At 65.0% G+C, this 22,960-nt stretch carries 23 protein-coding genes; 9 read left to right on the top strand and 14 right to left on the bottom strand.

Features of this window, described 5'->3' with window-relative positions; translation table 11 throughout:
* Positions 1-27: 27 nt before the first annotated feature.
* The gene (locus CH292_RS27095; protein WP_230595947.1) at positions 28-444 is read right to left on the bottom strand and encodes a hypothetical protein; all 417 of its coding nucleotides are present in this window, start codon (positions 442-444) and stop codon (positions 28-30) included.
* A gap of 76 nt (positions 445-520) precedes the next feature.
* Between CH292_RS27095 and CH292_RS27090 the strand changes: the two genes are divergently transcribed.
* A complete protein-coding gene (locus CH292_RS27090; protein WP_094656244.1) occupies positions 521-1,624 on the top strand; it encodes a hypothetical protein in 1,104 nt (367 codons plus the stop codon).
* A gap of 5 nt (positions 1,625-1,629) precedes the next feature.
* Here CH292_RS27090 and CH292_RS27085 read toward each other — a convergent pair whose 3' ends face one another.
* From CH292_RS27085 to CH292_RS27070, 4 genes are read right to left on the bottom strand one after another with little or no spacing between them, the layout of a single operon-like run.
* Positions 1,630-2,529: a pseudouridine synthase gene (locus CH292_RS27085; protein WP_094656243.1), complete on the bottom strand. Its 900-nt coding sequence runs from the start codon at positions 2,527-2,529 to the stop codon at positions 1,630-1,632.
* A 23-nt stretch (positions 2,530-2,552) separates the two neighbouring features.
* The gene (locus CH292_RS27080) at positions 2,553-3,752 is read right to left on the bottom strand and encodes a lipase family protein (protein WP_033190679.1); all 1,200 of its coding nucleotides are present in this window, start codon (positions 3,750-3,752) and stop codon (positions 2,553-2,555) included.
* A gap of 31 nt (positions 3,753-3,783) precedes the next feature.
* On the bottom strand, positions 3,784-5,247 hold the full coding sequence (locus tag CH292_RS27075) for an MFS transporter (protein WP_256978599.1): 1,464 nt from the start codon (positions 5,245-5,247) through the stop codon (positions 3,784-3,786).
* Between the two features lie 4 nt (positions 5,248-5,251).
* Entirely contained in the window at positions 5,252-6,676 is a 1,425-nt protein-coding gene (locus CH292_RS27070; RefSeq protein ID WP_019667328.1) for a condensation domain-containing protein, read from the bottom strand.
* A gap of 208 nt (positions 6,677-6,884) precedes the next feature.
* Between CH292_RS27070 and CH292_RS27065 the strand changes: the two genes are divergently transcribed.
* From CH292_RS27065 to CH292_RS27055, 3 genes are read left to right on the top strand one after another with little or no spacing between them, the layout of a single operon-like run.
* Positions 6,885-7,892 carry an alpha/beta hydrolase family protein gene (locus tag CH292_RS27065; protein ID WP_094656241.1) on the top strand — a complete coding sequence of 336 codons (1,008 nt, stop codon included), beginning with the start codon at positions 6,885-6,887 and terminating at the stop codon, positions 7,890-7,892.
* The gene (locus CH292_RS27060; protein WP_019667326.1) at positions 7,893-8,822 is read left to right on the top strand and encodes a glucosyl-3-phosphoglycerate synthase; all 930 of its coding nucleotides are present in this window, start codon (positions 7,893-7,895) and stop codon (positions 8,820-8,822) included.
* 26 nt (positions 8,823-8,848) lie between these two features.
* The gene (locus CH292_RS27055) at positions 8,849-9,745 is read left to right on the top strand and encodes an oxidoreductase (RefSeq protein WP_094656240.1); all 897 of its coding nucleotides are present in this window, start codon (positions 8,849-8,851) and stop codon (positions 9,743-9,745) included.
* A gap of 48 nt (positions 9,746-9,793) precedes the next feature.
* Here the strand turns inward: CH292_RS27055 and CH292_RS27050 are convergent, their stop codons facing one another.
* The 4 genes from CH292_RS27050 to CH292_RS27035 all read right to left on the bottom strand — a co-directional run bounded on the left by CH292_RS27050 (position 9,794) and on the right by CH292_RS27035 (position 12,788).
* Positions 9,794-10,789, bottom strand: coding sequence for an NADP-dependent oxidoreductase (locus CH292_RS27050; protein WP_094656239.1), 996 nt, complete (start codon positions 10,787-10,789; stop codon positions 9,794-9,796).
* Positions 10,790-10,800: 11 nt separating this feature from the next.
* Positions 10,801-11,223 carry an organic hydroperoxide resistance protein gene (locus CH292_RS27045; protein WP_019667323.1) on the bottom strand — a complete coding sequence of 141 codons (423 nt, stop codon included), beginning with the start codon at positions 11,221-11,223 and terminating at the stop codon, positions 10,801-10,803.
* Positions 11,220-11,666: a MarR family winged helix-turn-helix transcriptional regulator gene (locus CH292_RS27040; RefSeq protein ID WP_019667322.1), complete on the bottom strand. Its 447-nt coding sequence runs from the start codon at positions 11,664-11,666 to the stop codon at positions 11,220-11,222. The genes CH292_RS27045 and CH292_RS27040 overlap by 4 nt, the downstream gene beginning before the upstream one ends.
* Positions 11,667-11,753: 87 nt before the next feature.
* On the bottom strand, positions 11,754-12,788 hold the full coding sequence (locus CH292_RS27035; protein WP_094656238.1) for an ABC transporter substrate-binding protein: 1,035 nt from the start codon (positions 12,786-12,788) through the stop codon (positions 11,754-11,756).
* 92 nt (positions 12,789-12,880) lie between these two features.
* On the opposite strand from CH292_RS27035, the gene CH292_RS27030 reads away from it, so the two are divergent.
* Positions 12,881-13,348 carry a MarR family winged helix-turn-helix transcriptional regulator gene (locus CH292_RS27030; protein WP_037165134.1) on the top strand — a complete coding sequence of 156 codons (468 nt, stop codon included), beginning with the start codon at positions 12,881-12,883 and terminating at the stop codon, positions 13,346-13,348.
* 445 nt (positions 13,349-13,793) lie between these two features.
* Positions 13,794-14,876: a 3-deoxy-7-phosphoheptulonate synthase gene (locus tag CH292_RS27020; RefSeq protein WP_094627350.1), complete on the top strand. Its 1,083-nt coding sequence runs from the start codon at positions 13,794-13,796 to the stop codon at positions 14,874-14,876.
* Here the strand turns inward: CH292_RS27020 and CH292_RS27015 are convergent.
* On the bottom strand, positions 14,873-15,496 hold the full coding sequence (locus CH292_RS27015; RefSeq protein ID WP_019667317.1) for an alpha-ketoglutarate-dependent dioxygenase AlkB: 624 nt from the start codon (positions 15,494-15,496) through the stop codon (positions 14,873-14,875). The two genes, CH292_RS27020 and CH292_RS27015, sit on opposite strands and share 4 nt — an antisense overlap.
* Positions 15,497-15,623: 127 nt before the next feature.
* On the opposite strand from CH292_RS27015, the gene CH292_RS27010 reads away from it, so the two are divergent.
* Together CH292_RS27010 and CH292_RS27005 are read left to right on the top strand one after the other, a co-directional pair.
* The gene (locus CH292_RS27010; protein ID WP_019667316.1) at positions 15,624-16,703 is read left to right on the top strand and encodes an iron-siderophore ABC transporter substrate-binding protein; all 1,080 of its coding nucleotides are present in this window, start codon (positions 15,624-15,626) and stop codon (positions 16,701-16,703) included.
* 40 nt (positions 16,704-16,743) lie between these two features.
* Positions 16,744-17,169 (top strand): VOC family protein, encoded by a 426-nt coding sequence (locus tag CH292_RS27005; RefSeq protein WP_026348168.1) that lies wholly within the window; start codon positions 16,744-16,746, stop codon positions 17,167-17,169.
* Positions 17,170-17,182: 13 nt separating this feature from the next.
* Here the strand turns inward: CH292_RS27005 and CH292_RS27000 are convergent, their stop codons facing one another.
* Complete coding sequence (locus CH292_RS27000; RefSeq protein ID WP_019667314.1) at positions 17,183-18,199, bottom strand: AraC family transcriptional regulator; 1,017 nt, start codon at positions 18,197-18,199, stop codon at positions 17,183-17,185.
* A 4-nt stretch (positions 18,200-18,203) separates the two neighbouring features.
* Complete coding sequence (locus CH292_RS26995; RefSeq protein ID WP_037165152.1) at positions 18,204-19,421, bottom strand: pyridoxal phosphate-dependent aminotransferase; 1,218 nt, start codon at positions 19,419-19,421, stop codon at positions 18,204-18,206.
* A 103-nt stretch (positions 19,422-19,524) separates the two neighbouring features.
* Here CH292_RS26995 and CH292_RS26990 point away from each other — a divergent pair, with 103 nt between their 5' ends.
* Entirely contained in the window at positions 19,525-20,511 is a 987-nt protein-coding gene (locus tag CH292_RS26990; protein WP_094656306.1) for an LLM class F420-dependent oxidoreductase, read from the top strand.
* An 11-nt stretch (positions 20,512-20,522) separates the two neighbouring features.
* On the opposite strand, the gene CH292_RS26985 is transcribed toward CH292_RS26990, so the two are convergent.
* Positions 20,523-21,191, bottom strand: coding sequence for a DUF3239 domain-containing protein (locus CH292_RS26985; protein WP_256978598.1), 669 nt, complete (start codon positions 21,189-21,191; stop codon positions 20,523-20,525).
* A 26-nt stretch (positions 21,192-21,217) separates the two neighbouring features.
* Positions 21,218-22,873 carry a DNA repair helicase XPB gene (locus CH292_RS26980; protein WP_026348165.1) on the bottom strand — a complete coding sequence of 552 codons (1,656 nt, stop codon included), beginning with the start codon at positions 22,871-22,873 and terminating at the stop codon, positions 21,218-21,220.
* Between the last annotated feature and the right edge of the window lie 87 nt (positions 22,874-22,960).

Here is a 22,960-nt window from a genome sequence, read left to right as displayed (position 1 = left end):
TCGGCAAACAGTTTTGTCAAGCGAGAGTCAGGGGCAGGCGAGTGCGGCCTGGTCGTAGATCCGCTGCGCCTGCTCGGTCGTCGGAACGGCGTCGCCCTTCGCGGCCTCCACCTCCAACTGCGCAACGATGTCCGACTCCGGGGTACCGCCGGCGATCTCCGTACACGTACTGGACAGGAGGTTCTCGATCGCGGTGTCGTCCCTGCCCTCGGCCAGCCCACCGAACTGGGCACGGAACGCGACCACGAACGCTTGCACCTTGGCCTCGTCGAACACGCTTCCGGCGCGATCCCGGACACTCGTCGCGATGCTGCTTGCCGAGCCGGCGGCGTTCTCGAGCGACCGATCCGCGTCGGATCGATCCTCCGCAGTGCACCCACCAAGAAGCAGGGCACCGATCACGACGGACAGGGCCGCAGTACGGGTTCGCGAAACGATCGTCATGTCCGCGATGCTATCGCGCATCACCGACGTCGCCTTTCCACCCTCATCGGCCCCTGATCGCGCCCATACTTGTGCAGTGACCCCCGACGTCGCACACACGACCGTCCGAGTTCGGCACTCGCGCGTGCACCGTGACGCGTACGGCAGCACCGCCGCCGAAGCATTCATGATCATCGCGATCGTGACGATCCTCGTCACCCGCTTGTATCTGGAACTCACCCACTACCCCCAAGTGGGCGGCAAGACCCTGCACATCGCACACGCGCTGTACGGCGGCGCGCTGATGATGGTGGCGTTGCTCGTCGGGTGGCTGTTCATCGGGTTCGGTGTCCGGGCGCTGGCCGTCGTCCTCGGCGGCGTCGGATTCGGGCTGTTCCTCGACGAGGTCGGCAAGTTCGTCACCAAGGACAACGACTACTTCTACGGGCCGTCGTCGGAAATCATGTACGTCCTCGTCGTCGTGGTCCTCGTGCTGAACCGCATCGTGCGGGATTCCCGACGGCCTTCCCACGAGGAGACTCTGGCCAATGCGGCCGCGATCGCGGCGGAGGGCGTCGCACACGGGTTGCCGGATCATCGCCGGGAATGGGCGTTGCGCATGGTCGACCGCGCGGAAGCCGAGGGCGCCGAGGTCGAGACCGTCGCCGGTCTTCGATTGTTGCTGGAGGGTGCCCCGGTGACGCGTTCGCGGTTGTACGACGCTCGCATGTTCGCGCCGCGGCTGATCCCTGGCTTCCTGAAGAGTCCGCGCCTGGTTCCGGTGGTGGCGTGGGCGATGACGGCTGCGTCGTTCGTCGGTGTGGTCTTCGGGGTGGTCGAACTGACGCTCGGTGGACTCGATCTCGACACGCGCGACAGAACCATCGATATCGACGAAATGGGAATTGCCGGCGGAATTCTGTTCGCGTCGTCGGCGATCACGTTCCTGCTCGCATTTCCGGCCGTGCTCCGGCTTCGCAAGGGCAGATTGTGGCCCCTTCGATCCCTGCGTATCGCCGCATTGGTGTTCACTCTGCTGAATGCCTTGGTCGATTTCGCGCAAGAAGGATTCACGGCGCTGATCAATGTCGCGATCGGATTGTTCACAATGGCTGTACTTTCTCACCGAATCTCGGTGCGAACGGCCGAGATCGCCGAGGAGAACGCGTCGCGGGGCGACGTCGTGTCGATGCCGAAATAGACTTGTCAGGACGGAAAATCGAGCGTTCGACGGGTCGCGAAGACACACCGTTCGCCGGTGAAAGGATCGTCGAAACTCAGCTCACGAGCCAACAGTGCCAGGGGACGGGAATAGTCGTCGTGAGCGACCTCGTAGAACGTCGGGTAGAAGTTGTCCCCGACGATCGGCACTCCCAATGAGCTCATGTGCAATCGAAGTTGATGTGTGCGACCGGTTTTGGGTGTCAACGTGTACCGTGCCCAGCCGTCGTGGACGGCAGCGACCTCGACCCGTGTCTCGGCGTTGGGCTCGCCAGGCACCTCTTCGGCACGAAGAACGCCGCGCTCTTTGACCATTCGACTTTTGATCACCAACGGAACGGTCAGGTTCGGATCGTGGCGAGCGATGGCGTCGTAGATCTTGGTGACGGTACGAGCCGCGAACAGTTCCTGATACGCGCGCCGCACCTCGGGCCGGATCGTGAACACGAGAACACCGGCGGTGAGCCGATCGAGGCGATGGGCAGGCGACAGATCCGGCAGGTCGAGTTCCCGACGGAGAACGACCAGCGCGGACCGCGCCACATAGGCACCGCGGGGCGTCGTCGCCAGAAAGTGCGGTTTGTCCACGACCAGAAGGTTCTCGTCGCGATGCAGAATCTCCATCGGGAACGGCACGACCGGTTCGTCGGGCGGGTCTCGGTACAGATAGATGTCCGCGCGAGGACGCACCACGGAATCCAGCGAGATGGGAGTGCCGCCTGCATCGACGACCTCACCCAGTGCAACCTTCTCGCGGAGCCTCCTCTCGTCCTGCGGAAACCGCGAAATCAGGTATTGCAACACAGTGACAGGGCTCGGGTCGTCGGGCATCCGAATCCGAGTCGGACCGAGCCCGTCGCGCACGGGTAGGGGAGCACGCGCCATGCGCCCACCCTAGTTGCTCGGGATCAACAGCCACTCGGCGCGGGCTCGCCACGTAACCGGGCGTCGAGCCAGAGGTAGGCCTCGGGGAGGCCGAGGACGGTCGCGGAGAAGTGCTCGGCCGCAGGGTATCCGCGGAACACGACGTCGGCGCCCGATCGGCAGTATCGGTCGACCATGTCGGCGACAGGCTGGTACGGGGCGATGAAGTCGTTGACGCCCTGCCACACGAACAGTGGTGCCGTCGGGACTCCGTCGTAGAAGGTGACACTGTTCTCGCGTAGTACTTGTTGCGCACTCGGTGTGTCCGCCAGTGACGCGGCGGTGCTCAGGTCGCGAGCGCTGTGGAAGGCGCCGTCGATGAGGATCGAGCGTCGGCACTCGTTGAACATCTTGTTGCGCAGTGCGATTCCTCGGTCGTTGAGGTTGCTGGTGATGGGGAATCGACCCGGGTACTCGCGTTCGAGCCCGAGCGCCACCGCCATCGCCATGCCGAAGCCCGGGTGCGGTAGCGGGCTGTACGCCAAATTCTGGGCGATCTGCGCCAGATCGGCCGGGATTCCACCCTCGGCGATTCCGGCGATGTCGAGATCCGGCGCGTACGTCGGCGCGAGCGCAGCAGCGAAGGATGTCGCGAGTCCACCGCCGGAGTAGCCCAGTAGGCCGACCGGCGAGTCACGGAGCGGCAGTTGCTCGAACCGCTTCACCGCTCGTACACCGTCGAGGGTGATCTGGCCCGCCATGCGCGCGGCACCGTAGGCTGCCGTCGGGCCGAGGTAATCCGGCACGGCAACGGCCCAGCCGCGGGCGACCATTCCCAGATACACGGCCGGTGCTTCGATCAGTTCCTCGGAGAACAACCCGTGCGACGGTGCGCATTTGGTGCCGAGGGCATTGACGATCGCCTGGTACGACACGAGGGGCGTGCCCTCACCGTGTCCCTGCGGCATCAGGACAGTCGTCACGGCCGCGATGGGATCGCCTGCGGAATCGGTGGAGCGAAACTTGACCTGCCACACGTCGGTGCCCGGGTACGCGGACGTAGGGACACGTCGGCTGTCGAGGACGTCGCCGTTGGCGGCGTCGGCCACGTCGGCGGGCGCGGCGTAGAACGGATCTGGATCGGCGACCAGTTCGACGGGTTCCGCGGCAGCGGTGGCCGGAAACCCGACCAGGGCGCCGACGGCTGCCAGCACTACGAACACAGCGGTGATGCGAGAACGCACGGATCTTTCCTTCTTCTCGGGCGGGCGGTGATCAGGCAGGTACGGGAACGGGCGGCGGCCCCGCGACCCGTTTGGGCAAGGCGAAGGCAAGCACCGCCGCACACGCGACGACGGCGGACAGTACGAAGAACACGTGACGCTGAGCGACGATGTACGGCTGTGCGGCGATCCACCCGGTGCTGCCCGGTGGGAGTGCGTCCGACAGCGTCGGCAGTCGGTGGAAGAACAGCAGTCCCACGAGAGCGATTCCGACGGCTTGACCGACCTGCTGGACGGTAGGGATCAACCCCGACGCCGATCCGACGGTCGTGTCGTCGGTGCCCGAGACGATCGTCGTCTGCAACGGTGCGACGAACACGCCGATCCCTGCGCCGCCGACGAACAGTGGTGGTGCCAGCAGGGCGAGGCTGTGTGCCGTGTCCTCACGGTAGGTGAGGGCGGCGAAGCACATCATGGATACACCGAAGAGGACGAAGCCGAGCGGCAGCATCCGAGTGCCGAGCCGTGCGAACAAGGTTGGAGACAGGACCGAGAACACCGCGGCGCCGACCGCGAACGGCAACGTGATCACGCCGGTGCGCATCGGCGACAACTCCAGGCCGAACTGGAGACTCAGCGAGACGGTGAAGAAGAAGCCGGTGAACGAGCCGAACATGAGAACGGACAGGGCGCAGCCGAGTGCGAACGTACGTTGCCGGAACAGATCGACCCTCACCATGGGGTGGCGTCCGGCTCGGCTCCATCGCCGTTCGTGGAGTACGAACAGCGCGAGGACCGCGAGCGAGGCGAGAACTGCCGAGGTGCCGCCGATACTCCATCCGTGCTCGTAACTGTGAGCCAACGGATAGATCAGAAGGACCAGTCCGAGGGTGGACAGAACTACTCCGAGAACGTCGAGACGCTGAACGCCTGCGGGTTTCTCACGCGAGAAGCTCGCGGCCGCGATCACCATCGCCCCCACGCCGAGCGGTGCGTTGACGAGGAACACCGACCGCCAACCCCAGCCGAACATGTCCAACGAGACCAGGATCCCTCCGACGGACGGACCCAGAATCGCGGCACCGCCCGCGGTGGCACCGTACAGCGCGAACACGACGCTGTGGCGCTCGCGCGGAAACGCCGTGGCGATGATGGCGACGGTCTGAGCGGACACCATCCCGCCCGCGATGCCCTGCAGAACTCGCGCGGCGATCAGCAGCGTCGGCGAATCGGCGGCCCCGCACAGAATCGAGGCAGCGACGAACACCGACATCCCGGTTACGAACACCGTTCTCCGGCCGACGATCCCGCCGAGCCACGCCCCGGTCAACAGGGTGCATGCGAACGCCAACGTGTAGGAGGACACGATCAGCGATTGCGCGCTCGAACCAGCATCGATGTCGGTGGCGATGGACGGAAGAGCCACGTTGACGATCGTGACGTCGATCATCAACATGAACACGGCCACCAGGCACGCGGCGAGCCTGCGCCGTGCCGTGCGCCGTGGGGGTTGCACTGTCCTACGCGGTTTTTCCGGTCATCGACTGGGCGAACGAGTAGTCGCCGGTGGTCGCGACGGACTTCAGAATTTCACTGATCTTGGCGTTGTACCGCGCCACCGAATCCCGTGCGATGTCGGTGCCCGGGTACATGAAGGTCGTCCCGGTCTCGTTCTGGAATCGGTTGATCCACATGTACACCTCGTCGGAACTGCCCTGATTTCCGAAGAGTCCACCGTTGACGCTCGAGACGATGTCCGCGCCGGGCAGCGTACGGACATCGACGTACGAAATCATCGGCGCCGACCACCCGGGTCGGGTTCGAATACCCGTGTCGGGTGTCACGAGTTCGAGGACGCGGTGGTACGAGACGTCGGACAGTGCCTTTCCTGCGTCGAACGCGCGCTGCGCGACCCCGGCGAGGTGCGAGAACGTCTGGGTCCCCGAGACCGGGAATTGAACGGGGACGAGACTGGAGAACCAGCCGATCGCGCCGAACTCGGCGGGCATGCTCCTCGTGCTCTTCGGAGTCAGGCCGAGGTAGGTGAGATGGCCGGCCAGTTCGTACTCGGTGATCGCCGCCGCAGCGAAAAGGCCACCGATGAACTTCGCTCCGAACCTGGCACAGGCCTCGTCGAACGCCTCGCCCTCGGCTCGGTCGAAGAGCGGCTGCGTGGCCACCTCGGATCGCGTGTACTTCTCGAGCTCACCGAGGGGAAGCGCGAAGGACGGCAGGTCTCCGCCGTTGGCCTTCACCAGTTCGACCCATTGACGCACTTCGGGCGAATCGAGTGTCAGCTCGCCGGATGCGGTGCGTTCGCGGGCGCAGTACTCGAGGTAACTGCCGAGGCAGGGTTGCACGTCCAGCGTCCCGGCAACCGCGTCGGTGTAGAGCGAGCGCAGCTCGAAGAACGTCAGTGCCTGAGATATCCCGTCGGTGTCGAGGTGATCCACCGCTGCGTAGACCGTGAACCCGTCACCGCGGTCGATCACACCGAACGAGAAGCAGTCCCAGGACGTCGGACCGGGTGTCGTGTTCTGTACGTGGACGCGCAGGGCTTCCTCGTCGTCGAATCTGCCGTGCTCGGTCGGTGCGAGCTCGATGTCGTCCGCTGAGGCCTGATGGCGCACGACACCGGTGTCGTCGGTGACGAACCACGTCGAGAACGTGTCGTGTCGTCGGACGAAACCGTTGATCGCGCTATCCATGGCGGCCGGGTCCAGCGGTTCGAAGATGTCGAAGGTGACCAGGCACAATCGAGAGAACCGAAAACCCGAGTCGCGATTTCGATACGCGGACTTCAGGTATTCCTCCTGGATGTGCGACGCGGGTGTCGGGTGCGGCGGCGCAGCATGCACGCGTGCCCTCGACTCGGGTGTCGCGGTCCACGTCGTCACCAGTCCTGGCTGTGGTTTCCAATCGCCGATGAGACCGAAACTGACCACGTGGACCCCTTCTCCCGACAACTAAGGTGTATTCGGATGCGCAGCACGAAGCGTGCCGACGCGGGATCCATCATGGTCGTGCAGGCATGACATGGCGACGGTTTCCGGCTTGTGAGACGGCCCAAACATGGCCTGCTCCAACGCCGACTTCTCTCAATTCTCGTCGGTCGACGCGATCGGTGATGCAGTCCGACTTACCATTTCACAAATGTCGCACCGCCCTGCTCTGAAACTGCTCGCCGCGCTCGCGTCGGCGTGCTTGTTGTCCTGCGTTGCGGCTGGAGGTGCGGGCGCAGACCCCGGCGGCGGTGCCGCGGTTGTGTCGAACCGAGTGATCGCGGACCGGACCAGCGTCGTGGACGTCTTCTCTCCCTCGATGGGTAGGCCGATTCCGGTCACGGTGTACCGGGCCGCGAATCCTGAAATCCCTGCTCCTACTCTGTATCTGCTCAACGGTGCCGCCGGTGGAGACGGTGGCAGCAGCTGGTTCGACCGCACGGACATCGCCGGGTTCTTCGGCGACCAGCAGGTCAATGTCGTCGTACCCACCGGGGGTGCGGCAAGTTACTACACCGACTGGTACCGCGACGATCCTGTTCTCGGGCGCAACCAGTGGGCGACCTTCCTCACTCGTGAACTGCCCGCGGTGGTCGACGCGGAGTTTCGTGGCAACGGAATGAACGCGATTGCAGGTATCTCCATGGCGGGAACTTCGGTGTTCCAACTGGCCCTTGCCCATCCGGGCTTCTACACGGCAGCCGCGTCGTACTCCGGGTGTGCGATGACGTCGGATCCGCTGGGGCGTGCGTACGTCAAATCCGTCGTCGAAATGCGCGGTCGGGGAAACACTCTCAACATGTGGGGTCCGGACTCGGATCGGGCGTGGACGGACAACGACCCGTACGTGAACGCGGAGAAGCTGAGAGGAACCGAGCTCTACATCTCCAGCGGTAGCGGACTGCCGGGGCCACTCGACACCATCGACGGGCCGGATGTGAACGGTAGTCCGGGAAAGCTCGTGGAACAGTTGGCCGTCGGAGCCTTGATCGAGTCGGCGACCGACCGGTGTTCGCGCATGATGCAGGCTCGCCTCGATTCTCTGGGGATCCCGGCGACCTACAACTTCCGAGACAACGGCACGCATTCGTGGGGGTACTGGCAGGGCGACCTGCACGATTCCTGGCCACTGCTGGCCCGGTCGCTCGGGGTGGCGTAGATGAGCGACGTTCTGCGCAATTCGTGGCGCGAGGCGCTGTGGTCCGTCGAGGAACTGACGGCCGCGAAACAGGGGAGAACCGTGTCGGTCGTTCTCCCCGCGTTGAACGAGGAGGCGACGGTCGCGGCCGTGGTTCGGTCCATCCTGCCTCTGCTCGGCGGTCTCGTCGACGATCTCCTCGTCCTGGACTCGGGATCCGTCGACGCGACGGCGGCCGAGGCGCGTCGTGCGGGCGCCCGAGTGGTCACCCGTGAACAGGCGGTACCGCATCTGCAACCCCGACCCGGCAAAGGGGAAGTCCTGTGGCGATCACTGGCCGCGACCGATGGAGACCTCGTGGTGTTCGTCGACTCCGACCTGCTGGACCCGAACCCTCGGTTCGTGCCGTCACTTCTGGGGCCGCTGCTGCTGGACACCGGGGTGCAGTTGGTCAAGGGGTTCTATCGTCGACCGCTCCGAGGCGACGGGATGACGTCCCCGAACGGCGGTGGGCGAGTGACCGAGATGGTGGCGCGTCCCCTGCTGGCCGCTTTGCTACCGGACCTCGCCGGTGTTCTGCAACCGCTGGGCGGCGAGTACGGCGGGACGCGCGAGCTTCTCTCGTCGATACCGTTCGCCCCCGGATACGGTGTCGAGATCGGGATTCTCATCGACACGTATCGGCGCCTGGGCGTCGACTCGATCGGTCAGGTCGGCCTCGGTGTGCGGGAGCATCGCAACCGTCCGACGTCCGAGCTGGCGGTGATGAGCAGGCAGATAATGGCGACGATGTTCGGTCGACTCGGCATCGCGGACTCCGCCGTCGGGCTGACGACGTTCGGCTGCGAAAGCGACCCGTTCCGGGGCGTCACGAGCGACGTCCTGGGACTCGACCGGCCGCCGATGGCCGAGGTGTCCGCGACAGCGAGCAAGGAGATCAGGGCGTCCTGACGCCGCTGCAGAGTTAGGCTCGGTCGGTGAGCGCGCAGCGAGGTTGGACCACGTCGGACATTCCGGATCAGACGGGCAGACGATTCATCGTCACGGGGGCCAACAGCGGACTGGGGGAGGTGACGGCCCGGGCCCTCGGGGCAGCCGGCGCCGACGTGGTGCTCGCCTGCCGCGACACCGGCAGAGGCGACGAGGTCGCGCGCAGCATCGGGCCGCGTGCGCACGTACGTCGACTGGATCTGGCGGACCTGTCGTCGGTGAGGACGTTCGCGCACACCGTCGACACCGTCGACGTGTTGATCAACAATGCGGGCGTGATGGCGTTGCCTGAGCGCCGGACTGCCGACGGGTTCGAGATGCAGTTCGGCACCAACCACCTGGGGCATTTCGCTCTGACGGGGCTGCTGATCGAGAAGATCACCGACCGCGTCGTCACCATGTCCAGCGGCCTGCACCGGATCGGTCGGATCCATCTGGACGATCTGAACTACTCGCGCCGGCCGTATCGTCGGTGGCCGGCGTACGGGCAATCGAAGCTCGCGAACCTGATGTTCGCACTCGACCTCGACAGACGGTTGACCGCGGCGAATTCAGCGATCAAGTCCGTTGCCGCGCACCCCGGTTACGCGACGACCAACCTGCAGGGCCACACCGAGTCCGTACAGGACGCATTCCTGACGGTGGGGAACCGAATCGTCGCCCAGTCCGCGGACATGGGTGCTCTCCCCGAGTTGTACGCAGCGACATCACCCGAGGTCACCGGTGGCTTGTACATCGGACCGAGCGGTCGGCAGGAGTTGCGAGGGTATCCGACGATCGTCGCTCCCAGTCGGCCTGCGCGGGACCGCGCCGTTCAGGAGGCGCTGTGGGACAGGTCGGAAAGACTGACCGGAGTGCGCTTTCCCTCTCTCGGGAGTCGGTGACGCCGTGGGGGTGACCGGTATCGGATCGCCCTCCACGGCGCCTGGGCGTCAGATGCTGACGACCATCTTTCCCGTGTTCTCACCGCGGAGCAGCCCGATGAACGCGCGAGGCGCATTCTCCAGACCGTCGACGACGGTTTCGTCCCACTCGACGACGCCGTCGGCGAGCCATCCGGCCATCTTCTCGGAGAACTCTCCCGCGAGGTGGCTGTAGGAACCGACGATGAATCCCTTGAGCGTCAATTCCTTTCCGATGGCGAGGGCAAGGTTGCGCGGCGCGGCGGTCGGCTCGGTGGCGTTGTACTGAGAGATGGCCCCGCACAGTGCAAACCGGCCGTACTTGTTGGCGGACGCAAGTGCTGCTTCGAGGTGATCGCCACCGACGTTGTCGAAGTAGACGTCGATTCCGTCCGGTGCGGCGTCGGCGAGCTGCTTCTTCACCGGTCCGTCGTGGTAGTCGAACGCCGCGTCGAATCCGAGCTCCAGCAAGCGCTTCACCTTCGCCGGTGAGCCTGCGCTGCCGATTACGCGAGCAGCGCCCAGAGCCTTGGCGATCTGCCCGACGAGGGACCCGACCGCGCCTGCCGCGCCCGAGACGAACACGGTGTCGCCCGGCTCGAACTGCGCAACGGCGGTCAGCCCGGAGTACGCGGTCAGACCGGTCATTCCCAGCGCGCCGAGGTACGCCGACGCGTTCGCCGTCGTCAGGTCGACGACACGAGCCGAATCACCATCGAGGACAGCGAGATCACGCCATCCTTTGCCGTGGGAGACGGCGTCGCCGACGGAGATCGCGCTGTTCTTCGATTCGATCACTTCGCCGACGGCTCCACCGTCGAGAGGTGCGTCGATCTGGAACGGCGGGACGTAGGACTTGACGTCGTTCATTCGTCCGCGCATGTACGGATCCACCGACATGAAGAGGTTGCGTACCAGGATCTGACCGTCCTCCAGGGCGGGCAGTTCGGTGGTCACGGTCCGAAAGTTCTCCGGCGTGGGCTCACCGTGTGGCCTGGATGCGAGATGAATTTCGTTGGACTGCATACGGTATCGCCTCAGTCTTCCGTGACCGTCACGGTCACGTCGATGTTGCCCCGGGTGGCGTTCGAGTACGGGCAGACCTGATGCGCCTTGTCCGCGAGGGCCTGAGCTTCGTCACGTGCCAGGTTGGGGAGGGTCACCTCGAGCGTCACAGCGAGCTGGAAGCCGCCTGCGTCGTTGGGTCCGATGTCGACTCGGGCGCCGACGGCCGAGTCGGTGACGTCGGCCTTGTCCTGGCGAGCGACCATCTGCAGGGCCGAGTGGAAGCACGCGGCGTAACCGGCGGCGAACAACTGCTCCGGGTTGGTGCCGTTGCCGCTTCCTCCCATGGCCTCGGGAATCGCGAGGTCGAGGTCGAGACGGCCGTCGGACGTGCGGGCGTGCCCGTTGCGTCCTTCGCCGGTGGCCAGTGCTTCTGCGGTGTAGATCGTCTTCATTCCGATACGCCTTTCGTGTTGTGCAGCGCGTTGGTCAGTGTGATCAACGAGTCGCGGAGGTGTTCGAGGTCCTGCACGGTCATGCCGGTCTTGCCCGCAAGCTCTTTCGGGATGTCGAGGGCATGACGGCGTCGGTCCTTGCCTTCGTCGGTGAGATGAATCTCTACTCGACGCTCGTCCGACGCCAGGCGTCGACGTTCGATGAGGCCGAGTCCTTCCAATCTCTTCAGGAGCGGAGACAGTGTGCCGGTGTCGAGATCCAGTTCTGCGCAGATCTCTCGCACTCCGCGCCCGTCCTTCTCCCACAGCACCAGAAGGACGAGGTACTGGGGATATGTCACGCCGAGGCGCTCGAGCATCGGGCGATACACCGCGGTGGTAGCCCGCGATGCGGAGTACAGCGCGAAGCACACTTGACGGTCGAGTGCGAGGTCATCTGACATAGGAACGAATGTAGTGCACAACTAAGTTGTGCGCAACCTATCGAGGCAAGCACATGGGGAACGCGCACGTTCCCCATCCTGACTGCTTTACCGGGTCAACGTCTCCGTCAGTCCGTCGAGAACGATCGTCGCCGCCGTCGGACCGGCGTTGAGGTACCACGGATCGTCGTCGACGGTCACGATGTGGCCTTCGGTGGACGCGCTCATCCCGGTCCACAGGGGGTTGGTGGTGTACGTCTGCTGCCGGGAACCCGGGCCGTTGTCCTGACTGCCGACGAAAACCCAGTCCGCATCGGCCGATTGGATCTCTTCTTCACTGAAATCCTGTGACGTCTTGTCGAACTGCTGGCTTTCCGGGCGTGCAAGACCTGCATCCCAGGCGATGTAGCCGGCGAACGACGGAACCCCGAACACTCGGGCGCGATCGGCAGTGAACCGCACGAACGACACGGTGTCGTCGCCGACCTCGTCACCGAGATCCTGTGCACGCGAGACGAAGTCGTCCACGAACGACTGCGCCTGCTCGGTTCGGCCGAGAGCATCCGCGAGCAGCAGGAAATCCTGCTTCCAGTTGACGCCCGTGCCCTCGGTCAACACCGTCGGCGCAATCGCCGACAACGTCGCGTAAATGTCCTCGGACGCAGCCTTGTTCGCGAGAACGAGATCAGGCTCCAGCGCCGCAATGGCCTCGAGGTTGGGGGCCTGCCTGTTCCCGACGTCGACGAACTCCGCCATCTCCGCGCTGAACTGCGGGAATTCGCGGCCGACGTAGTCCGGAACCAGGGCTGCTCCGTCACCGTAGGCAACGCCGGTGGGAACGACGCCCAGTGTCAGTACCGCGTCGAGTTGGCCGGTGGCGATGACGACGATTCGCGTGGGCTCGGCCGGTATTTCCGTCGACCCGCCGAAATGAACGACGGTGCGGGGGAAGACACCGTCGTCGACTCCCGGGGAGCCCATCCCGTCGGGAATGCCGGTCGGGCCTGGGGCCTCGACGACCGCCGGTGCCGCGAGAGTCGTCGTCGGTGTGGTGCTCGGGTCGGCGGGGTTCTCGCTCGACCCGCATGCGGTGACGAGTACTGCGGTGGCGAGAAGGGGCAGGAAGATCGGTGCGCGTTTCACGAGGCCTCTGGGTACGGGATCGACAAGATGAGGTAACGCTATCCTGCATCAGTGCCGGTAAACAATATCTGTGTCAGATATAGTTTTGTGGCATGAGCCACCCCGACGACGTCGCCCGCGGCCTTCTCGAGGTCGCATTCGACCTACGCCGCGTTCTTCGGCTCCACCTGGACACCTCCGGTACCGACGAGACGCTGCCGCTCGCACAAGCCGAAGTCGTCCGAACGATCCTGGCGTTCCCGGACAGTCGGATCGGTGACGTCGCCGCCAGACTGCGACTTCGCCCCAACACCGTCAGCACGCTGGTGCGCACACTGGTCGACAAAGGCCTGATCGACCGGCACCCCGACCCAGCCGACGGCCGAGCCGTCGTGCTCCGGGTGAACGGCGAACGGGCGGCCCGACGCGAACGCCGGGCCGACCGCAGGATCGAGGTACTTTCAGCCGAAATCGCGAAACTCCCCGCTGCCGAGCGTCGGGCAGTGGAGGACGCCATGCCGATCCTCGCGAAGGTGAACGACGCGCTTCGCCGCTCACCGGAGGATCGAGGTCAGAATTAGCGAACGGCGCGCGGCGCCTCGACGAGATTGCGCAGCGACGCCTCGACCTCGGTGGTTCCGCGTGTCTTCAGCCTGCAATCCGGGTCGACACAACCTTTCGGCGGGAACCGAATTCAGTGCCGCGAGGATCGAATCGGTTTTGGAGAGAAGGAGGAACATCACCGGGTTCCCTCTTGCGTCGCCGTCCGTGGTCTTCGGGGCTCCTCGCGACCGCTGGGCGAACCGACTGCACGCATGAGCGCAGGTGCCGCGCCCGCCCCCGTGGAGAGGCGTGCTACCGTCTGTTCCATGCAGCGCACGTATTTCTGGTTTAGCAGGCCGGCCCCGGGTGGGTCAGCCAGCGACGCCATGCGCTGAGACCCCACCCCACGAGCCGGATGCAGACCGGCTCGAAGCGTGCGTGGAGCTCTCCGAGGGCCGGTCTGAGAATCGAAAAGGATTTCTCATGACTACAGCTGTCACCCCTACCGATACGTCGTTGGACGATCAGCGCACCATCAGCATCAGCCCGCTGGTGGCGCCGTCGTTGCTGCGACGTGAGCACGCCGCCGACGACGCGGTGTCGTCGACGGTTCGTCGCGGCCGCGCCGGTGTGGTCGACATCCTGAACGGCGCGGACGACCGTCTCATCGTGGTGGTCGGGCCGTGCTCGGTGCACGACACCGACGCCGCGATGGAGTACGCACGCACACTCGCCGAGAAGGCGTCCGAGCTGGGCGATCGGTTGCACATCGTCATGCGCGTGTACTTCGAGAAGCCGCGTACGACGCTGGGCTGGAAGGGCCTGATCAACGATCCGCACCTCGACGGCTCGTTCGACATCAATTCCGGTCTGCGCGTGGGGCGTCAGCTGCTGGTGGACATTTCCGCTCTCGGACTGCCGGTCGGGTGCGAATTCCTCGACCCGATCACGCCGCAGTACATCGCGGACCTGGTCAGCTACGGCGCCATCGGTGCTCGCACCGCAGCCAGCCAGGTGCATCGCCAGCTGTGCAGCGCTCTGTCGATGCCCGTCGGGATCAAGAATTCGACGGAAGGCGACATCCAGGTCGCGGTCGACGGTACCCGTGCTGCCGCCTCGAGCCATGTGTTCCCCGGTACCGATCTGGACGGCCAGGCCGCGTTGATTCGCACCACCGGCAACCCGGACTGCCACGTCATCCTGCGCGGCGGCACCGACGGACCGAACTACGACGCAGAATCCGTCGCCGACACGGTCGCGCGTCTGCGGAAGTCGTCGCTACCCGAGCGCGTCGTCATCGACGCCAGTCACGGCAACAGCCGCAAGGACCACAACAAGCAGGTCGACGTGGTCACCGACGTTGCCCGACGCCTCGGCGAGGGTGAGCACGGCATCGTCGGTGTCATGCTCGAGAGCTTCCTCGTCGCAGGCCGTCAGGATCTGACGCTCGGACGCAAGGAGGACCTGACCTACGGCCAGTCCATCACCGACGCGTGCCTCGATTGGGACACCACTGCAGCACAACTCGATGTGTTGGCTGCCGCCGTCGAGACTCGCCGCGGTTAGCGGACACCGCGCGGCCGGAACTGCACGCTGATGCGTGGTCCGGTCGCGCGGGTGCTCTTGGGGACGGCGTGCTCCCAGGTGCGCTGACACGAGCCGCCCATGACGATCAGATCGCCATGTCCCAGTGTGAATTTCAGTGATGTGCCGCCTCCACGGGGGCGCAGCATCAGTTGCCTGGTGGCGCCGAGCGAGACGATGGCGACCATCGTGTCCTCGGTGGCGCTGCGGCCGATGTTGTCGCCGTGCCACGCCACACTGTCGGATCCGTCTCTGTAATAACACAATCCGGCCGTCGCGAACGTCTCGCCCAGTTCCCGGCCGTAGTGTGCGTCGAGTGCGTTCTTGGCTTCGTCCAACGCCGGATCCGGCCACGGCTCGGATTCCGAATAGAACCGGACCAGGCGAGGCACGTCGACCACGCGGTCGTACATCCGACGCCGCTCCGACCGCCAGTCCACCGCGTCGACGAGGCGGTCGAACAGATCGATCGAGCCTGCCCATCCCGGCCTCACGTCCACCCATGCGCCGTTCGACAGTGCCCGCCTGCTCACGGTCGATCCGAGAGGACCGAACCGCTCCTCGTCGTCGGTGAACAGCGAGCCCTGAAGTTCCACGCTCATCACGCCAGCGTAGCTGCTTTCGAACGTATGTTCCACTTATATCAAGGGCTGGCTGTTACGAGGTTAGGCGACCCTTCCCAGCGTGCTACTTTAGTGAACCTAAACCAACTCTCGGAGGGTTCTGTCGATGTACATAGGGTCGCCGACGCGTCGTATCACCGCGTTCCTCGTTGCTGCTTCGATGGCAACGGCGCTGGTCGGATGCAGTACCGACTCCGGTGACTCTGCGGCCGACACCGAGACGTCCGCAGCGACCGGGTCGGCCGCGGCGGCGGGTTCGTTTCCTGTCACCATCGACTCCGCTCTCGGAAGCGCCACCATCGACTCGGCCCCGACTCGCGTTGCCACCTGGGGTTGGTCCAACCAGGATGCTCTCCTGGCCTTGGGCGTGGTGCCGGTCGCAATGCCGGCATTCGTCGGTGAAAGCTACGGCGCCGACGCCGAGGGCGTGCTGCCGTGGGATCGAACCGCTCTCGGTGAACTCGGCGCCGCGACTCCCACATTGTTGGCTGGAGACGGCACCGGCCAAGCCCCGATCGAACAGTTCGCCCTGGCCGAACCCGACCTGATCTTCGCGCCCTACTCCGGCATGAGCCAGGCCGAGTTCGACGCGCTGTCCGAGGTCGCGCCCGTCGTCGCGTATCCGGAGCGACAGTGGACCGCGTCGTGGCAAGAGCAGGTGACGATTGCAGGCGAGGCCCTGGGCAAGCAGGACGAAGCGGCCGCGGTCGTCGCGGATACGGAGAAGAACATCGCGGAGGTCGCGGCGAAATACCCCGCGCTGAAGGACAAGTCGATCACGGTCGCCCTGCCGAACGAGCCCGGTGTGTTCTCGGTGAGCAAGGACGACGACGTGCGCGTGGAGTTCCTCGAGCAACTCGGTCTGGTCAACGAGGAGTCGATTCAGCAGTCCGATCCCACCGACGACGCCGAGGCCGTGTACTTCGACCTCAGTTACGAGAAGGCGTCGGCGATCGCATCGGACGTCCTCTTCGTCGTCGCGTACGACAAGCCGTCCCTGGCCGCGTTCCTGGCGGAACCGGTCATCGCCGAGCTTCCCGTCGTCGCCGATGGACGAACCGCTTCGACCGAAAGCTTCTCGGTGGAAAAGAACTTCGCGTTCGGTGGACTCACCGTGCTGACCATTCCCGTCGTCCTGGACGATATTGCGTCTGCGTTGAACGCTGCTGCGGAGAACGTCGACTGACCGACGTATGCGTGTCGGTGCATCGGCCTATCGTGTGCACATGGGATACGAATTTCAGGTCACGGTGGACAGCGGGAAACCTCATGAGCAGGCGAAATGGTGGGCATCCGCGCTCGGGTGGGTCGTCGAACCCACCGATGGTGCGTTCATCGAGGGCCTGATCGCGGCGGGTCACGCCAGGCAGGAGGACACCGTGGTGTTCGAGGGCGACCTGGTCTGGAAGATCGGCGCGGCGATCTTCGATCCGGACACTCCTGGAACCCCGCGTGTTCTCTTCCAACTCGTGCCCGAGCCGAAGACGGTCAAGAACCGTCTTCACTTCGACATCAGGGTCGGCGACGAACGCGAGGCCATCGCCCAGAAGCTGGTCGACGCCGGGGCCTCGGTCTCGCACCGCGGTCAGGTCGGTCCGAGCACGTGGATCACCATGACCGATCCCGAGGGAAACGAGTTCTGCGTGTCCTGACCGGGACGGGGTGTCAGCGGTAGGCACCGGGGGTCTGTCCTGTCCAGCGCTTGAAGGCTCGGCGGAATGCGGACGGTTCGGAAAAGCCCAGTCTGTTGGAGATGTCGTCCACCGAGTCGCCGCGGCTCAGACCGGAGACGGCGGCGTCTCGTAGGACTTCCTCACGAATCTGGTTGACGGACGTGCCTTCTTGCCGCAGGAGTCGACGTAGATGGGCGGTGCTGACGGACAACATGTCCGCGATGTCGTCGGTGCCGGGTGCTTGACCCTGCAGGCCGAGTTCGAGTGCACGTCGGACTTGGGCGGATGCTGTGCTGTCGTAGTCGCGGGCCGTGAACAGGAGGTTGGGGGATTCGCGGAGATACTCGGCGAGAGTGTCCTCCGTTTGCACGATGGGTGCTCGCATCGCGGAGTTGTCGAACTCCAGAGCGGCTACGTCCGCTCCGAAAGTGACTCTCGTACCGAACATTCGGTCGTAGAGCTTCCCCGTGGACGGATCGTCGAGGTCGTAGGGGAGTTCGACGGAATGCAGTTTGACTCGTCCTCCGATGAGCCATGCAGCGAAGCGGTGCACCAGAACCATCCGGAAGTCGGTGAGCAATCTGCCGGCAGCAGCCCTCGCATGCTCGGGTAGGTGGCTGTTGTCGGCGGGCGGGATGGTCAGCCGCGTCGCCCCGTCGTCGCCGGTGATCAGCATCGGGGGCATTCCCGACAGAACACGGGTCGTCTCGGACATGCGGTTGAGTGCGGCGGAAAGGTCGGGACAGTGGATCAGCGTCAGACAGATGACCCGAAAACTTCCGCGCCGCATCGGCGTCGACGCAAGTCCGAACAGTTCGTCACCGGTGACCTGCCATGCCGCCTGGGTGAACAGGGTGACCTGCTCGGCGGTCAGCCGGTTGCTCGGATCGTGCAGCGAAGACCGGTCGATTCCGGCGATGGTCATGGGGTAGGACAGGTCGACGCCACCGCTCTCGGCGAGCACGACAGCCTTGGCGATGAACTCGGCAGGAATCGTACGGGCACTCATGGGATCACAGCGTGAGTAGCCTGGAGGCGGCGTCGGCGAGCACGTCGTCCTTCTTGCAGAAAGCGAACCGTACGAGCGTCGTCCAGTTGCTCGGGCCGGAGGCGGGCGTCGGATCGTCGACGAAGGCGCTGACCGGAACGGCCGCGACTCCGATTCTCTCCGGCAGGGTTCGGCAGAACTGCAGGGCGTCGACTCCGCCCACCGACGAGATGTCCGCGCACACGAAATAGGTTCCGTCGCTTGCCTTCACGTCGAGACCGGCGTCGGCGAGCGCGGAGGACAGTACATCTCGTTTGGCCTGCAGGGACGTACGTAGATTCTCCACCCACGCGTCCTCGTGATTCAACGCATGCGCGACGGCAGGCTGGAACGGAGTTCCGCCGACGAAGGTCATGAACTGTTTGGCCGCGCGTACTGCATCGATGAGCTCACGTGGTCCCAAGGCCCAGCCGGTTTTCCAGCCGGTGGCGTTGAAGGTCTTTGCGGCACTGGACACGGTGACCGTGCGCTGGAACATTCCAGGGAGAGACGCGAGTGATACGTGGGTGGATCTCGCCGATCGACCGGACGAGTCGGGGGAGTCGAAGGTCAGTCGTTCGTAGACCTCGTCGGTCAGGACCAGAAGGTCGTGCTCACAGGCGATGTCGGCGATTCGCGTCAGCTCGGCGTGTGTGAGCACGGTCCCGGTGGGGTTGTGCGGTGTGTTGACCACGAGGAGTTTCGTGTTCGGGCCGATCGCTGCGGCCAGGGCATCGGTGTCGAGCGCGAATCCGTTGCCGTCCGGGACCAGCGAGACGGCCTTGCGTCGTGCCCCGGCCAGTGCGATGGCAGCTGCGTAGGAGTCGTAGTACGGCTCGATGAGCAGAACCTCTTCGCCGGGTTCGACCAGTCCGAGAATGGTGGCTGCGATGCCTTCGGTGGCGCCGACGGTGATCAGCACTTCCGTTGCCGGGTCGTACTCGATGCCCAGACGGCGCTGTCTGTCCGCGACGACGGCGTCGCGCAGAACGGGCAACCCCGGCCCGGGTGAGTATTGGTTGAAGCCGTCGGCGATGGCGCCCCTCGCGGCGTCGAGCATCGACGCGGGTCCGTCGGTGTCGGGGAAACCCTGGCCGAGGTTGACGGCACCGGTGGACACGGCGAGCGCCGTCATTTCGGCGAAGATGGTGGATCCGAACGGGCGTAGGCGCTCGACGGTTCGGCTCTGATACTCCGCGGACATTCCTGCAGCGTAGCTGGTGTCACATTTCGGGCATCGTGGTCGTCCGTCATCGGCGGTGTCGGTCGAGGAGTGTGATTCCTACTGGATCGGTAGGATTCCGGTCATGCGATTCGGACTCTTCATTCCTCAAGGCTGGCGACTCGACCTGGTCGGTATCGATCCTGCGGCGCAGTGGGACGTGATGCGGAACCTCGCATCCGCCGCCGACGCCGGACCGTGGGAATCATTGTGGGTGTACGACCATTTCCATACCGTCCCCGAGCCGACGGACGAGGCGACGCACGAGGCCTGGACTCTGATGTCCGCGTTCGCGGCGACGACGTCGCGAATCCGTCTGGGGCAGATGTGCACGTCGATGGCGTACCGCAATCCCGCGTATCTGGCGAAAGTTGCGGCGACGGTGGATCTGATCTCGGCCGGCCGCGTCGAAATGGGTATCGGTGCCGGCTGGTACGAGCACGAGTGGCGGGCATACGGATACGGCTTCCCTCCCGCCGGGCAGCGTCTTGGCGCACTCGAGGAGGGTGTGCAGATCTTCAAGCAGGCCTGGGAAACCGGTGAGGCGACGCTCGACGGCAAGTACTTCCAGGTCGATGGCGCTCGGGTGTGGCCCAAGCCGGTCCAGGAAGGCGGCATCCCTCTGTGGATCGCCGGCGGCGGCGAGAAGGTCACGCTGAAGATCGCGGCGAAGTACGCCGACTACACCAACTTCGACGGCACCCCGGAGGGATTCACGCGTAAGTCGGAGTTGCTGAAGGGGCACTGCGACGCGGTCGGACGCGATTTCGACTCGATCGTGCGCTCGTCCAACTACAACGTCGCGATCGGGACCACGGAAGCAGAAGTGAAGGACAGGCTGGACCAGCTTCAGGCGCGTCTGACGCAGTACGTGGGGGCCGAGAAGGCGGACGCGGCGCTCGACGCGTTCCGTGGTCTTCCCGGTGTCGGCACGCCGGAGCAGATCGTCGAGAATTTGACGGCGCTGAAGGAGAAGGGGCTCGCGTACGGCATCTTCTATTTCCCGGAAGCCGCCTACGACCGTTCCGGCATCGAACTGTTCGAGCGCGAGGTCATTCCGGCCCTGTCGTGATCGGTGGTGCGCTACCGCAGTTCGTCGGGCAAGTCGTGCGGATCCACCAGGAGTTGCTGGTTGTCGGATTGACGGACCTTGGGGGACAGACCGATGTTGGCGACCAGCAGAGCCCATTCCGCTTCGCTGATCTCCGCGGTAGCGCGCTCGATCACCGATGCGTCCGTGGTGCCCCAGGCGATGGGCATCGGGGCGACCATCTGCCAGGTGTCGCTGATCGCGTTCTTGCTTCGATCCGACAGGACCGAGATCGACGGAACCAGTTCCCCTTCGACCAGTTCGTGGCCGGGCAGCGATCGGATGCTGCGTGTGACGAGGGCGTAGTGCGACGCGTTCGCGTCGGGCTTGGCGATGTCGATCAGCGCCAGCAGGGTGACGCCGCGTGCACGCGTCTCCGCGATGACGGCGGGCACCAGCCCGCCTTCGGCATAGAGGTCCTGGGCGGTGCCGACCTTGCGCGGCGCCCAGACGGTCACCCACAGCGACGTCGCCGCCGTGATCAGGAACACCGCGCCCAGAATGTAGGACCACGGGTGCGCCAACCAGAAGAACCACGCGGCGGCGGCGATCAGCACGACCGCGGTGACGACGGCGGAGACACGGAGCCGCCGGACGTCGCCCATGGTCTCGTTCACCGAGTTGGCGTGGGCAACGTCTACGGGAAAATCGAATCGGCGCACCTGCCCATTATTAGCACGCCGGCAGCTCAGATCGCAGGCCCCAGCATGTCGTCGGCGTCGGTGATGCGATAGGCGTATCCCTGCTCGGCGAGGAATCGTTGCCTGTGCGCAGCATATTCGGCGTCGAGGGTGTCCCGGGACACGACGGAGTAGAAATGCGCCTGTCCGCCATCGTGTTTCGGCCGAAGGAGGCGTCCGAGGCGCTGTGCTTCCTCCTGACGTGATCCGAAGGTTCCTGAAACCTGCACGGCCACAGATGCTTCCGGGAGGTCGATGGAGAAGTTCGCGACCTTGCTGACCACCAGGGTCTGAATCTCGCCCTTGCGGAACGCGTCGAAGAGGATTTCTCGTTCCTTGTTCTTGGTCGACCCCTGGATGACCGGGGCGTTCAGTGCCTCACCCAATTCGTCGAGCTGATCGAGGTACGCCCCGATCACCAACGTCGGCGCGTCCTCGTGCTTCGCCAGAATGGATTTCACCACGGCGATCTTGGTGTGCGCCGTCGAGCACAGTTTGTATCGCTCCTCCGGTTCCGACACCGCGTACGCCATGCGTTCGGCATCGGTCAGCGTGACGCGAACCTCGATGCATTCGGCGGGCGCGATCCAGCCCTGCGCCTCGATGTCCTTCCACGGAGCGTCGTATCGCTTGGGGCCGATGAGCGAGAACACGTCGCCCTCGCGGCCGTCCTCACGGACCAGGGTCGCGGTCAGGCCGAGGCGACGCCGCGACTGCAGATCGGCCGTCATGCGGAACACCGGCGCCGGAAGCAGGTGGACCTCGTCGTAGATGACCAGACCCCAGTCGCGCGAGTCGAACAGCTCGAGGTGCTTGTACTCGCCCTTGGTGCGACGAGTGATGACCTGGTAGGTGGCGATGGTCACAGGGCGAATTTCCTTGCGCTCGCCCGAGTACTCACCGATCTCTTCCTCGGTGAGCGAGGTACGCGCGATCAACTCGCGCTTCCACTGGCGGCCCGCGACGGTGTTGGTGACGAGAATCAGCGTCGTGGCCTTGGCCTTGGCCATCGCGGCGGCACCGACCATTGTCTTGCCGGCGCCACAGGGGAGGACGACGACGCCCGAGCCGCCGGCCCAGAACGAATCCGCGGCCATCTCCTGGTAGTCGCGCAGCGACCAATGGCCGCCCTCCTGATCCAGATCGATCGGGTGCGCTTCGCCGTCGACGTACCCGGCGAGGTCTTCCGCGGGCCAGCCGATCTTCAGCAGCATCTGCTTGAGATGCCCGCGCTCGCTCGGGTGAACGATGACCGTGTCCTCGTCGACCTTGGCGCCGAGCATCGGCGCAATCTTCTTGTGCCGCATGACCTCGGTGAGGACGGCACGGTCCAGGCTGATGAGCGAGAGTCCGTGGACCGGGCTCTTCACCAGCTGAAGGCGTCCGTACCGTGCCATCGTGTCGACGATGTCCACCAGCAACGGTTGAGGCACGGCGTAGCGCGAGTAGTTGACGAGTGCGTCGACGACCTGCTCCGCATCGTGGCCGGCCGCACGCGCGTTCCACAGTGCGAGCGGGGTGATGCGATAGGTGTGCACATGCTCGGGCGCTCGTTCGAGCTCCGCGAACGGAGCGATGGCGCCGCGCGCTTCACCGGCTTGCGGGTGGTCGATTTCCAGCAGCAGAGTCTTGTCGGACTGGACGATCAAAGGCCCATCGGTCACGTGTTCCTCCTACAGAACTCTTCGGCGCAACGCGCCTGATGCGCATCGAAAATGCGCAACTGTTCCATTGTCCACATAACGTGCCGT

Source organism: Rhodococcus sp. 14-2470-1a, assembly GCF_002259425.1.
GTDB lineage: Bacteria > Actinomycetota > Actinomycetes > Mycobacteriales > Mycobacteriaceae > Rhodococcoides > Rhodococcoides fascians_E.
Note: the sequence above shows the minus strand (reverse complement) of the source record. Positions and strands in the feature narration are given on the sequence as shown.